Origin of the sequence: Enterovirga sp. (assembly GCF_028290205.1) — a bacterium.
In the GTDB taxonomy this organism is placed as follows: domain Bacteria; phylum Pseudomonadota; class Alphaproteobacteria; order Rhizobiales; family Beijerinckiaceae; genus Enterovirga.
Map to the genome: position 1 here is coordinate 1 of NZ_JAQGKF010000108.1, position 13,212 is coordinate 13,212.

The 13,212-nt window shown below is 73.0% G+C and carries 8 protein-coding genes, 1 tRNA gene and 1 pseudogene; 5 read left to right on the forward strand and 5 right to left on the reverse strand.

Annotated features, from left to right (window positions below; genetic code table 11):
- Nucleotides 1-627 (forward strand): annotated as a pseudogene (locus tag JWR86_RS07590) (histidine kinase); the annotation flags it as partial.
- Between the two features lie 4 nt (nt 628-631).
- Here the strand turns inward: JWR86_RS07590 and JWR86_RS07595 are convergent.
- The 4 genes from JWR86_RS07595 to JWR86_RS07610 all read right to left on the reverse strand — a co-directional run bounded on the left by JWR86_RS07595 (nt 632) and on the right by JWR86_RS07610 (nt 8,546).
- Nucleotides 632-1,372 (reverse strand): CoA synthetase, encoded by a 741-nt coding sequence (locus JWR86_RS07595; RefSeq protein WP_366914568.1) that lies wholly within the window; start codon nt 1,370-1,372, stop codon nt 632-634.
- Nucleotides 1,373-1,374: 2 nt separating this feature from the next.
- Nucleotides 1,375-2,160 (reverse strand): CoA-transferase, encoded by a 786-nt coding sequence (locus JWR86_RS07600; protein ID WP_299563087.1) that lies wholly within the window; start codon nt 2,158-2,160, stop codon nt 1,375-1,377.
- Between the two features lie 81 nt (nt 2,161-2,241).
- Complete coding sequence (locus JWR86_RS07605; protein WP_299563090.1) at nt 2,242-6,549, reverse strand: translocation/assembly module TamB domain-containing protein; 4,308 nt, start codon at nt 6,547-6,549, stop codon at nt 2,242-2,244.
- Nucleotides 6,549-8,546, reverse strand: a complete 1,998-nt coding sequence (locus JWR86_RS07610; protein ID WP_299563093.1) for a BamA/TamA family outer membrane protein — start codon at nt 8,544-8,546, stop codon at nt 6,549-6,551. Before JWR86_RS07610 ends, JWR86_RS07605 begins: the two co-directional genes overlap by 1 nt.
- A gap of 221 nt (nt 8,547-8,767) precedes the next feature.
- Between JWR86_RS07610 and JWR86_RS07615 the strand changes: the two genes are divergently transcribed.
- From JWR86_RS07615 to JWR86_RS07625, 3 genes are read left to right on the forward strand one after another with little or no spacing between them, the layout of a single operon-like run.
- Nucleotides 8,768-9,820, forward strand: coding sequence for a YihY/virulence factor BrkB family protein (locus JWR86_RS07615; RefSeq protein ID WP_299563096.1), 1,053 nt, complete (start codon nt 8,768-8,770; stop codon nt 9,818-9,820).
- A 49-nt stretch (nt 9,821-9,869) separates the two neighbouring features.
- A complete protein-coding gene (locus JWR86_RS07620) occupies nt 9,870-10,682 on the forward strand; it encodes a crotonase/enoyl-CoA hydratase family protein (RefSeq protein ID WP_299563099.1) in 813 nt (270 codons plus the stop codon).
- Nucleotides 10,683-10,694: 12 nt separating this feature from the next.
- The gene (locus JWR86_RS07625) at nt 10,695-11,453 is read left to right on the forward strand and encodes an SDR family NAD(P)-dependent oxidoreductase (RefSeq protein ID WP_299563102.1); all 759 of its coding nucleotides are present in this window, start codon (nt 10,695-10,697) and stop codon (nt 11,451-11,453) included.
- A 19-nt stretch (nt 11,454-11,472) separates the two neighbouring features.
- Here the strand turns inward: JWR86_RS07625 and hemA are convergent, their stop codons facing one another.
- Entirely contained in the window at nt 11,473-12,684 is a 1,212-nt protein-coding gene (gene hemA, locus JWR86_RS07630; protein WP_299563109.1) for a 5-aminolevulinate synthase, read from the reverse strand.
- A 265-nt stretch (nt 12,685-12,949) separates the two neighbouring features.
- On the opposite strand from hemA, the gene JWR86_RS07635 reads away from it, so the two are divergent.
- Nucleotides 12,950-13,026 (forward strand) — tRNA-Arg (locus tag JWR86_RS07635).
- Nucleotides 13,027-13,212: the final 186 nt, after the last annotated feature.

Consider the following 13,212-nt stretch of genomic DNA (forward strand, 5'->3'; position numbering starts at 1 on the left):
GAGCCCACCCCGGCCGCGCCGGCCGCTCCCGTGGCCCCGGTTGCGGGCGGAACGGCTCCGGCCGCGCCCGATCTCGCCGTGGCCCAGAGGGCGGCCATCTTCGAGGAGAATCTGGCCGATCCGCAGCAGCCCAAGGTGACCCCCGGCCGGGCGCTGTGGCGCCTGGACACGCAAAGCGGCGGCCAGGGCCAGCCGCTCGAGACCGTGGTGCGGGCCATCGTCGACCTGCCCGAGGCCAACGTGTCCATGCAGATGGTGCTGCGCCGGAACCGGGACCCGGCGCTGCCGGCCTCGCACACCATGGAGCTCACCTTCACCACGGCCCGATCCGGGGACGGGGCCCGAGTGGTGCGTGATGTCGAGCCGCCGCGCCTGAGGGGTGACGACGCCTCGACCGGGGTGCGGCTCGCCGCGCTCTCCGTGCCGGTCAAGGAGAACCTGTTCCTGATCGGCCTGTCGGACCTGCGCGGCGACATCGAGCGCAACACGGACGCGCTGCTGAACCGGAACTGGTTCGAGCTGCCGGTGCGGTTCAACACCGGGCTGCGGGCCACCGTGCTGTTTGAAAAGGGCGTTTCAGGCGAGCGCGTGATCGCGGACGCCTTCAAGCAGTGGTCGCAGCCCTGACCCGCTAGGGACCGAGCCGCCGGCGCGCGAAGGCCGGGTAGTCGTCGGCGAGATCGGCCCGCACCACCGCATCGATCTCGGCCCCGAGCGCCGCATCAGCCAGGTCCCGCTCCAGCGGCGTGCGGCAGGCGAAGCCGAAGCCGGTCAGGGTCGCGATCCCCTCCGGGGTCTCCCCGGCCGCCAGCGCGGCGAGTTCGAACCGCCCCTGCGCGAAGCCGAACACGGCCCGGCCGGTCACCAGCGCGTGCGGTCCGGCATTGCGGTCGCCGCGCTCCGGCGAGCCCGGGGCCGCGCTGACGAAATCCACCGTGTCGACCAGGGTTCGCGGGCCATGCGCCTCCCGGAAAAGGATCACCCGGGGGACCATCGGATACAGGAAGGCCGAGCCGAACGACCCTGGAAACCGGCTCCCGCGGCCCGGATAGGCCCCGGTGCCGACGAGGTTGATGCGGCCCTGCCCGTCGATCTGACCGCCTGACAGGAAGAAGGCGTCGATGCGGCCCTGGGCCGCGCAATCGAACAGCTCGCGGTTGCCGTCCGTGAAGACGTTGTGGCGTTCCGAGCCCAGCAGCGACACCCGCATGCCGGGATCGCGGCGCCGGGCCAGGAGGGCGGCTGCGGCCGGCACCGGCGATGTCGAGCCGACCGCCACATGGCCCGCGCCGTCCAGCATGCGGGCGATGCGGCCGATCATGAAATCCTGGCGGGCCCGTTCCGCGGCGCGCTCCGGGGCGTCGCCGGCCACGGTCAGGCCGCCCGCCGGCCGACGGCAAGCCGGGCCTCGGCGACATAGCGGGAGAGGTCCGCCTCGTCCGGCCCGTATTCGCCGCGCAGCCCGAGCGGGCGCGCGCCGCCCGGGGCGAGTGCGATCGCGTCCACATAGAGCGACGGCAGGGTGCCGGCGCCGGTCCGGTCGTCGGCCAGCAGGTCGCGCTCCACAATCCGCTCCACGGTGACGAGTGTGCGGCGGCTCGCATGCGCCATGGTCATCAACTCGCGCCGCACCCCGACCCAGACATTGCCGGCCGGGTCTGCCTCGGCTGCGTGGAACAGGGCGACGTCGGGCCGGATCGCCCGCACCTGGACGGTGGGCCGGCCCGTGAACGGGTCCGGCGCCACGATCCAGTCGGCGGCGCGGTGCAGGAGGAGATCCGATCCGAGGATGCCGGCGACCGGCATCGACCCGACGCCGCGCTCTGTGGCCTGCAGCCCGGCATGGATGGCCGGGCAGGTCGCGTCCCGCATCTCGATCGCGCCCTCCCGGATCGCCCGCTCGAAATGCGGCGCGCCGCCGCGCTCGCCGAGCCCGACCGCCGCGGCCTCCACGATGGCGACCGCGCCGGCGGCGATCAGCATGTCGCCCTGAAAACCGAGGCTCGGCACCCCGACCAGATGCAAGCGGCGCGGCCGGCGCCCGATCAGCGCCCGGATCGCCGCCATGGCGCAGCCGGAATAATCGGGCGGCAGGGCCACCACGCTGCCGTCCCGGATCGGGGCGACCAGATCCTCCAGGGTCTCGACGAGACGGGCCATCGGGCGACCTCCGTGCCGGCCGAGCCTAGACCCGTGCTGGGGGCGCGGCGAGTCCGGCGCGCGGGCCCTCGGCCGTTCCGCCTACCACTCGTATTGCGCCCCGATCCCGACGGAGGACTTGCCGGTCGCGCCGACCTCGCCCTGGAGGCGAATCTCGTCGGTGATGCGGACATCCACACCGATCCCGGTATCGGCTGCCGAGGAGCCGCCCTTGATGCCGACCGTGACCCGGTCGCCCAGCGCCCGCTGCAGGCCGAGGCCGATCCCGCCCGAGGAGCCGAGCCCGATATCGAGCCCGGTGAGGCCGAGCGAGCGCCGCAGCCCCTCGAAGGCGTCACCGCTCTCGCCGCCGGAAAGCTGGGCCGCGGCCTGCGCGAGGGCGAGCGCCTGAAAGGCCGAGAGCTGGCCCGAGGGCGAGTTGAACAGGAGCCGCGACAGAACCTCGTCCTGCGGCAGGGCGGGGCTCGACGTGAACTCGAAACGGGGGTCGCTGGAGGGTCCGGTGACGGCCACCTGGATCGCCGCCCCGCCGGCATTGGTGCTGGCCACGAAATCGAGCTCCGGCGTCAGGTCCCCCGTGAAGGTCAGGCGGCCGCGGCTGAACTCGAGCCGCGAGGTGACGATCTGCAATGTGCCGCGCCGGAGATCGAAGGCGCCGTTCGCGACGGGTTTGGCGAGTGTTCCGGTGAGCCGCAGCGCGCCGCCGAGCTCCGCGTTGAGCCCGCGGCCCCGCACCACGATGCGGCCGGGTGCGTTCAGCACCAGGTCGAGCCGGGCGTCGAAGGGCGGCGCCGCCCGGCCGCCCTTGCCCTTGGCCTTGCTCTCCTGGGCCAGGCGGGCCCGGGTGGTGCGCGTCGGGTGGATGTGGCGGGTGTTGGGCAGGGGGCGGAGCGTTGCCGAGAAGCTCTCCGGGACGGTGATGTCGGCCGAGATCAGGTCGACCCGGCCGGCTACCCGGGGATCGCGGGCCAGCGGGCCGGACAGGGTGATGTCGAGATTGGCGACCGCGGTGGCCAGCCCGCTCCGGACCAGCTCGGCATTCCGGCCCACGACCCGGATCTCGCCCGGGAAGCCGGCGGCCGGATCGACGCGAACCCGGCCCGAGGCCGTGATGGCGCCGCCGTTGCGCGTGGCCGCGCGGGCGTTCTCCACGGTGACCTCCTGGCCCCGCGCCACAAGGCGGGCCGTGATGCCGGTGAGCGCGATGCCCTGCTGGGCATCCGAGAAACTGCCGCCCGCGAGCGTCGCCGAGCCGGTCGCCTCCGGGGCGGCGAGCGTGCCGGTGACGCGGGCGTCCACGGCAATGCGGCCGGTGAGCCGACGTCCGCCCGAGGCCAGGAGGCCGCTGGTGGCCGCCCCTGCATCGACCCCGCCGCGGATCGCCAGGTCGAGCGCGCCGGTCCCGTCCGCAGGCACCGAGCCCGTGATCGCCAGGTTGCCGGCCCGGCCGGCCCGGATGTCGGCCTCGAGGGTGGCCCGGCCCCCGGCCAGGCGGCCGGACGCCGCGATGTCGATCCGGGGCAGGCCGAGGCCGCGGATCTGCGGCGCGGACAGGTTGGCGATGCGCGCCCTGTATTCGCCGGTCGGGGCCGAACTCGTGCCGGCGATGCGGGCTTCGCCCTCCAGCGTGCCCGAGAGGCCGAGGCCGGGCGACAGGATCTCGGCTGTGGCGAGCGGCACGGCCCGGGCCTCGACCCGCAGATCGAGGCGGGAGCCCACCGCCCCGCTCACGGACAGGCGCCCCGAGCCGAGCGCCACGGCGAGGTTCTGGATGTCGGCCCCGGCCCCGCCCGGCAGGACCGTAACCGTGGCCGGGTTTGCGAGCGCGAGCCGCTGCCCGTCCCGTGTGGCCGTGAGCTGCGCCAGTTCGATGCGGATGCGCTCGCCCGGGATCACTCTGGCCCGGCCCTCCAGATCGAATCCGCGGGCCGCGGCGGACAGCGTGACGTCGGAGGCCTGGGCCGTGCCTTTGGCGACCAGCCGGAGCCGGGACAGGCTCTCGCCGCCATAGCTCGCCTCGTCGATCCGGATCTGGCCGTCGATCACCGGCCGGCGGTAGATGTCGGCGAGGCGCAGGTCGGCCTCGGCCCGGTTCACCGTCACGCCGTAGACGCTGACCCGCGTCGCATCCAGTTTCACCTGGGCGCCTTGCCCGCCGTTGCTCCCCTCCAGCGTGATGTCGGCTTCCACGGTGCCGACGGCCCGAGTCAGAAGGAGGGGTGACAGGTCGTCGAGATTCGGCGCGCTGAGCATGAGCCGCCCGCGCGCAATGCTGGCCGCATCAAGGGCGACGTCGCCCCGCAGCGACACGGTGCCGACCCGGAGCTCCAGTCCGTCCAACCGGTACTCGCCGGCCGGCCGCGCCACGCGAAACCCGCCTCGGGCCGGCTTGCCGTCGACGATGCCATCCAGCCGCACGGTCCCCTCGAGTGCGCCGGTGGCGTCCTTGAGGTCGAGCCCGAGCGTCAGGCGCGGGATCGGCCGCCCGAGCGCCGCCGCGTCCGCGATGGCGAGTTCGGCCACGACATTCGGGCGCTGCAGCCCGCCGGTCACGGTGGCGGTGAGCCCGGCCCGGCCGCGGACGCGGGCGTCGAGGCGCTGGAGGTCCGGGAGCGTCGCCGAAACCCGCAGGTCGGCGCTGTCCTGGGCCAGGAGGCCGTTCACCTCCGCCCGGGCATTGCCGCTCGTGAGCTGCAGCGCCTCGAAGCGATAGCCGCCGGTCGGCTCGACCCGGAGGGTGCCGCCGAGCGCGAGCCGTCCCGCAAAGGCCCCGTCCACGGCCGCGATGCCCGTGGCAAAGCGGGTAATCTCACCGTCCAGCGTGGCGTTCAGCCGCCGGGCGCGGGGGGTTCCTTCGATCTCGGCCGCGACCGCGGCCCGGCCGGCCAGGGTGAGGCCGGCGACGTCGCCGAACGGCCGCAGGCTGGCGGCCTCGAACGCGACCCGGCCCCGGACCTCGTCCGAGCCCAGCCGGCCGGCATAGCGCGCCGTGAAGGTCGGGCTCGTGACGACGAGCGACTCGGCCTCGACCACCCCACCGGTGGTCGCCGTGCCCCGGAGGGCGAGGGTGAGCGTGTCCCCGAGCGCGCGGGCAAGGCCGGGGTCGGACGGGACCAGCCCGGTCGCCCGGGCGTCGGCCGTGATGGCGAGCTGGGTCGCTCCGCCCGGCGTGGTGCCGGCCGCACTCGCCCTGAAGGTCGCGTCGAGCCCGGCCAGCCGGCCGGCCTCCGTTCGGACGTCCTCGGCCTGAAGCGTCGCGTCCATGTTGGGAGCGGTGAGCGGCCCGGTGACCCGGCTCTGAAAGCTCAGGCGGCGGATTTCGGTCGCACCCGCGCCCGTGCTGCCGGGCCGGTTCTGGAGGTTTGCGGCCGCGACCGTGAGGTCGGCGATGCCGTCCGGGCCGATGCGGCCCGCGACGTCGACGCGGGCGGCCGCGGCCACGAGATGCACGGCCTCGACGCCGATCGCGCCATCATCGCCGAACAGGAGCCCGCCCGTGAGCCGGGTGGTGCCGGCGAAGACGGGTGAGACGGCACCGGGCAGGAGAGCCTCGAGGCGGGCCTGCAGGTCGAGTGCCAAGCGTCGCGCCGCCCCGTCGCGGGCGAGGGTCGCCGAGCCGGTGGCCCCGAGACCCTCGCCTGCGTCAAGTGCGAGCCGGGCCGCGAAGGCATCCAGCGTGCCCTCGCCCGTCACCTCGAGCTTCACGGGCGGCTGCCCCGGCAGGTTCGCGGCCCGGGCCACGATGCCGCCGGCGGGTTCGTCGACGACGACCGAGAGCGTCAGGCGCTGGCCCTGCGGCACGAGGCCTAGCCGGATCGCGGCCGTGCCGGGCTGGTCGAGCCGGCGGGCGTCCAGCGTCAGCTCCAGGCCCTCGCTCGTGTTGTTGCTGAGGCGCGCCCGGCCATTCGCCGTGACCCGGGCATCGGTGCCGATCAGCGGCTCGCCCAGCTTGAGTTCGGCGAGTTGAAAGGCCTCGATCTGCACCTTCACGGGCAGTTCCGGCAGGATCGGGTCGTTCTCGCCAGGAACCTGACCCTCCGCCGGAATCGGGCGGCGCCGGATGTCCAGCACTCCGATCTCGAGGCGGTCGATCTCCAGCCGGCGCTGCAACAGCGCAAGGCGCCGCCACACGATCCGGGCACGGTCCAGCCGAAGCCAGACGCCGTCCCGGTCTGAGATCTCGATGTCCCGGATGGTCGCGTCGGAGGACAGCGCGCCCTCCACGGCCCCGATCGTGACCCGGGTCGCCGGCGTGGACAGGGCGCGCGAGATCAGGCTCGCCAGCACGCCCCGCTCGTCGTCGCCGGAGCCGCCGAACTGCGCCAGCGCCGCGCCTCCGAGCAGGAGGAGGACGGCAAGACAGGCTGCGAGGAAGCGGACGGCGCGCATCAGAACGCCTGCCCGATGGAGACATAGAGAACCACCGGCTGGTCGCCGCGGCGCGGGTTGATGGGGAAGGCCACGTCGAGCCGGAGCGGGCCGATGCCGGTGTAGTAGCGGAGCCCGATGCCGGCCGACATCTGCACGGCGTCCTTGAGGCGGATGTCCGGCACCCGGTCGGAAAAGGCTCCGCCGGCGTCGAAGAAGGGAACGACCCCGATGCTGTCCGTGACCTTGATCCGGGCCTCGATATTGGCCTCGAACAGCGAGCGCCCGCCCACGATGAAGCCGAACGGTCCCCGCGGCGCCACCGTCTGATAGCGGTAGCCCCGGATCGAGCCGCCGCCGCCGGCATAGAAGCGGTAATTGGACGGGATCTCGCGGAGGTCGGAGGGCGCATCCAGCAGGCTGCCGACGCCGATGCGCCCGGCCAGGATGTAGTCCCTGTCCTCGTCCAGCGCGTAGTAGGTCGAGGCGTCCGCCGTGGCGCGGGTCATGCCCACGGAGGAGCCCAGAAAGGTCGGGTAGGGCGTCACCGCCGCATTGATGCGCACGCCCTCGCTCGGATCCAGCGGCCGGTCGGTGTTGTCGAACTTCACCGTCAGGGGCAGGCCCACGAGCTGGTAATCGACATTCGAGATCACGTCCGAGGTCTGGCCCCGCTCGTATTTGAGCCCGAAGGTCGCCGACAGCGTCTCGTCGACGCGGTAGCGGAAGCCGGTCGTGGCGCCGCCGAGCCGGTAGGTGTAGCCGCCGAAACGCGGGCTGCCGACGCGGTTGCGCTCGACGATGCCGTCGAAGGTGTAATCGAAGCGGCTGCCCCACAGGGCCGGTTTCAGAAAGCTCGCCGTGAAGCGGGCGCCGAGGTCCGACGGCTTGAGGTCGCCGGGCTTCTTGATCCGGGTGCCGTCGTTGCGGGGCGCCAGGAAGGCCGCCCCTTCGAGCCTCAGCCGCTCGGCCTCGCCGAACAGGTTGCGGTTCTCGTAGAACACCCGGCCGGTCGGCCCGTCCACGGTGGAATAGGCGGCCGCGAAGCCGACGAGGTTCGGCGCGCGGTCGGTGACATCGACGAAAATGGGCAGGTTGCCATAGGCGTCCAGCGCCGTCCCTTCCCGGACCCGGACCGAGCCGACGGCCGGGATGGTGGCGACCGATTTGCGCGTGTCCTCGAGCCGCTTCGGCCGGTAGGGCTCGCCCTCGTCCAGGTAGATGAACGACCGCACCACGGATTGCGGGAAGGTGCGCGGCCCCTCGATGGCGACCGCGCCGATGCCGGCCTGCGGCCCCGGGGAAACCAGAAACGCGACGTCCATGGTCAGGGCGGCGTGGTCCACCACCGGCGCGGGCGGCGTCACCTTGACGAGCGGGTAGGAGCGGTCCCGCAGCCAATCGCTGATCCGGGCCACGGCGGCCCGGAGGTCGGCCGAGCGGGCCGGGTCGCCGGGCGACAGCTTCAGAACCCGGAACGGCAGGGTGTCCTCGGAAAAGGGCCGGCGCGTCTCCGCATCCAGCACCTCGATCGTCCGAAGCCTGAACAGCGGCCCGGTCTCGGCCAGCACCGTCACCGGCACCCGGGCCCGGCCCCGGTAGCCGTTGGCCGCGCGGGCGGCCGCGCCCTCCCGGTCGAGGCCGATTTCGAGCGGCTGGCCGGCCACCGAGATGACCACGCGGGCGTTGTAGTAGCCCTGGCTCCACAGGGCGTCGATGAGCGGCGCGAAATCGGCCTGGGCGCGCTGCACCAGGCTCGACCCGTCCGGAGGCGCGTCCTGGCGCAGACGGTACAGGTTCGAGACCTGCTGCATGGCGCCCTCGACGCTGTCGTCGCCCCGGGCCTCGAAGGTGACCTCGTAGGGAAGCGTGCTGGCGCTCGGCTCCGGCGCCTCCTCGGCGAACAGGCCGAAGAGGTCGAACGCCACCGCTCGGCCGCCGCCCGCCACCGTGAGGCAGAGGAGAACCAGGAAAGTCAGGAGCGCCTTGTCGGCTCCGAACCTATACGCACGCGGCATCCAGCTTCCGACCTTCCCGTGTCGCCTCTGGCGAGCACAACCCTCGTTGCGGCCCTCGCTGCTACCGCCCAGATCCGGCGAACATACGCCCCAGATGGCCCCCTCGCCACGCGCCCCGGGACGTTCCGCCGGGCCTATGGCCCCTTCGCAACACTGGGGCACAATGGCATGAAGAGGTTGCGGCCGCCTCAGCGAGCCGGGCCGGGAGCCTCAGCGGTACCATGGCGGACGAGACGGCGACCGCGCCGGAGCGGCGCGACTGGCGCGCCGACGTCGAGCGCCGGGACGAGGCCGAGCCCTCCCGCGGCGACTTCGTCCGCGCCTCCGAACAGGGCCGCGGACGAGGGGCGATGGCACCGCCCGACATCCCCTGGCGTGGCTGGCGCGACATCGGCTGGCGCGTGGTGCTGGCCGTCCCGGAGGACCGGGTGCTGGCGACCGCCGGCAGCGTGGCCTTCTTCGCCCTGCTGGCCTTCTTCCCGGCGGTGGCCGTCGTGGTGTCGCTTTACGGCATCGTGGCCGACGTCCGGACAATCGGGGACCACCTCGCCCTGCTTGCCGGCATCCTGCCGGAGGGCGTCATCGCCCTGATCCGGGATCAGATCGCCCTGATCATCTCGAAGGAGGCGAAGACGCTGTCCGTCGCCTTCGCGGGCAGCCTGGCGGTGGCCCTGTGGAGCGCCAATAGCGGGGTGGCGGCGCTGTTCGATGCGTTGAACGTCGTCTACGGCGAAAAGGAGAAGCGCTCGCTGCTGCGCTTCTATACGACCACGTTCCTGTTCACGCTCGGGGCCGTGGCTTTCGTGCTGCTCGCGGTTTTGGCGGTGGTGGTCATGCCCGTGACGCTCCGGGTGGTCGGGTTCTCGCTGCCGGCCGAAGCCGTCCTGTCCATCCTGCGCTGGCCGGTTCTTCTGGTCGCGGTCGTGCTCGGCCTCGCCGCTCTGTACCGCTTCGGCCCGAGCCGTGCCGACGCGCGTTGGAGCTGGGTCTCGGTCGGCAGCACCGCGGCGGCCCTCCTCTGGATCGCGGTCTCCATGGGCTTCTCCTGGTACGTGTCGAGTTTCGACAGCTACAACAAGGTCTACGGCTCCCTCGGGGCCGGTGTCGGCTTCATGGTCTGGATCTGGATCTCGGTCGTGATCGTGCTGATCGGCGCCGAGCTGAACGCCGAGATGGAGCACCAGACGGCGCGCGACACCACCACCGGCCCGGAGAGGCCGCTCGGCGAGCGCGGCGCCACCATGGCCGACCATATCGGGCCGGCCCAGGTGTGAGCGGCGGCGGGCGGGCCCGCACCCGCCGGCGCGCCAGGGAGGAGGGGACATGACGGTCAGAGTGGAGAGGGACGGCCCGGTCACCACGGTGATCAATGACCGTCCGGAGGCCCGCAACGCCTGCGACCCCGAGACCTCGGACGCCCTGCAGGCGGCCTTTCTCGCCTTCGACGCCGATCCGGAGGCCCGGGTGGCGGTGTTTTGGGGGGCGGGCGGCACCTTCTGCGCCGGCTGGGACCTGACCTACGCCGCCGAGCTCGGCGATCCCGAGAGGTTTCGCGAAAGCGTGGCGGAGGGCCTGGCCTTTCCGGCCGAGGGCGGCCCGGCCCCGCGCGGCCCGATGGGCCCGTCGCGCCTGCAACTGTCGAAACCCGTGATCGCGGCGGTCGAGGGCGCGGCCGTGGCGGGCGGCATGGAACTCGCGCTCTGGTGCGACGTGCGGGTGATGGCCGCGACCGCCTTCTTCGGCGTCTATTGCCGGCGCTGGGGCATTCCGCTGATCGACGGCGGCACGGTGCGGCTGCCGCGGCTGGTCGGGCAGGGGCGGGCGCTGGAGATCATCCTGACGGGCCGCAAGGTTTCGGCCGAGGAGGCGCTCCGCATCGGGCTGTGCGAAACGGTGGTCGCGCCCGGGCAGGCCCGCGAGGCCGCCGAAGCGATGGCCCGGGAGATCGCCCGCTTCCCGCAGGAGGCGGTGCGGGCCGACCGCCTCAGCGTGCTGACCGGCCACGGCTTGCCGGCGCGGACCGCCCTTGAGCAGGAATGGCACAACGGCATCCTGGCCCATCTGCGGGAGGGCGCGGCCGGTGCGGGCCGCTTCGCCGGCGGGCTCGGGCGCGGCGGCGATTTCAGCCGAATCTGACGGGAGAGCGCCATGCTGCGGTCCATCGACGGGCAGGTTGCCTGGATCACCGGGGCCGGATCGGGCATCGGCCAGGCGGCGGCGCTGGCGCTCGCCGGGGCGGGCGTCGCCGTGGTGCTGACCGGGCGCCGCCGCGAAGCGCTGGAGAACAGTGCGGCGCGGATCCGGGAGGCCGGCGGCAGGGCCTCGGTGGCGCCGGCCGACGTCGCGGTCGCGGCCGAGGTGGAGCGGGCCTTCGGCCAAGTCGAGGCCGAACACGGCCGCTGCGACATCCTGGTCAACGCGGCCGGGCTCAACGTGCCGAAGCGGAGCTGGAGCGAGATCGAGACCCGGGGCATCGACCAGGTGATCGCCGCCGATCTCAACGGGCCCTTCTACACCTCCCGGGCCGTGCTGCCCGTGATGCGGGCGCAGGGGGGCGGCCTGATCATCCAGATCTCGTCCTGGGCCGGGCGCCACGTGTCCCGGCTGAGCGGGCCCGCCTACGCGGCCGCCAAACACGGCCTCGTCGCCCTGTCCGAGAGCCTGAACCAGGAGGAATGCGGCTCCGGCATCCGGTCCTGCTGCCTCTGCCCCGGCGAGGTCGCGACACCGATCCTCGATCAGCGGCCCGTGCCGGTGAGCGCGGAGGACCGCGGCCGCATGCTGCAACCCGAGGACCTCGGCGACACCGTGCTCTTCGTGGCCCGGCTGCCGGCCTCGGTCTGCATCAACGAGATCCTGATGAGCCCGACCTGGAACCGCGGCTACCTGGCCGCCGGCGCGGTCTAGCCCGGCGCGGACGCGGCTGTCAGGCCGCGCGGGCGGAAGCCGTGTCCGAGAACACCGCCGTCAGCGCCGCCACGAGCTTGTCGATATCGGCGTCCGTGTGCAGCGGCGACGGCGTGATGCGCAGCCGTTCGGTGCCGCGCGGCACCGTCGGGTAGTTGATGGGCTGCACGTAGATGCCATAGGCCGACATCAGGAGGTCCGAGATCTCCTTGCAGCGGACTGCGTCGCCGACCATCACGGGCACGATGTGGCTGTCGTTGGCGAGGTGCGGGATCCCGGCCGCGTCGAGCCGCGCCCGCAGGGTCGCGACGCGCTCCTGCTGGCGCTCCCGCTCGGCCGCCGAGCCCTTGAGGTGGCGCACGGAGGCAAGGGCCCCGGCCGCCACATGCGGCGGCAGCGCGGTCGTGAAGATGAAGCCGGACGCGAAGGAGCGCACGAAGTCGCACAGCGCGGCCGAGGCCGCGATGTAGCCGCCGATCACGCCGAAGCCCTTGGCCAGCGTGCCCTCGATCACGGTGAGCCGGTCGGACAGCCCCTCGCGCTCGGCGATGCCGCCGCCGCGCGGCCCGTACAGGCCGACCGCGTGCACCTCGTCCAGATAGGTCATGGCGCCGTGCGCCTCGGCCACGTCGCAGAATTCGGCGATCGGCGCGATGTCGCCGTCCATGGAATAGACCGACTCGAAGGCGATCAGCTTCGGCCGGGACGGATCGAGCCCCGCGAGCTTGCGGGCCAGGTCCTCGGGATCGTTGTGGGCGAAGATGCGGGCCTCGGCCCGGGAATGCCGGATGCCCTCGATCATGGAGGCATGATTCATGGCGTCCGACAGCACGACGCAGCCGGGCAGGCGGGCGGCCAGCGTCGACAGGGTGGCCCAGTTCGACACATAGCCGGAGGTGAAGAGGAGCGCCGCCTCCTTGCCGTGCAGGTCGGCGAGTTCGTCCTCGAGCAGCACGTGGGCATGGGTCGTGCCCGAGATGTTGCGGGTGCCGCCGGCGCCCGCGCCGCAGCGGTCGAGCGCGCCGTGCATGGCCTCCAGCACCAGCGGGTGCTGGGCCATGCCGAGATAGTCGTTGGAGCACCACACGGTGACCTCGCCGGGCCCCCGCTCGCCGCGGTGGCTGGCCCGCGGAAAGGCGCCGGCCTGCCGCTCGAGATCGGCGAAGACGCGGTAGCGGCCTTCCCGTCGCAACTCGTCCAGGTTCCGCTTGAAGAACGCTTCGTAGTTCATGGCCCGACCCTCCCGCAGGTCACGCTCCTCGTCGCGCCCCATCCGCTCCACCCGCTCTGCGCCGGCCCTGCGCCCGGCGTCCCCGGTCTCTTCTCATTGGACCGATGCGCAAGTCCAGATCCGGCGATGGTGCGGCATGTCGCATGGGGCGGTCTGCCCCGGCACGGGTGGGCCAGGCGGAGCCACCGTCGCGCCGAGCCGAACCCGCCGATCCGATCAGGCAGCCGTTGACCGGACCGCCCGTCGCAGGCTAGGTGACGGTCAGGCACCCGTAGCTCAGCTGGATAGAGCGTTGCCCTCCGAAGGCAAAGGTCACACGTTCGAATCGTGTCGGGTGCGCCACCCCCTCGCCAAGCCGTAGCCGGGCCCCCTCGCTCGCCCTGAAGAGCCGGTTTCCCGCAGCGCCGAGCCGCGCCGCCGCCCGCTATCTGGCCCGGAAGGGCAACACCCGCCCCTCGTCCGCGGTCTTCACGCTCCGGGCAATGGCCCGCTCCAGGTCCTCCTGGAAGAACGGCTTGCTGAGGCGGA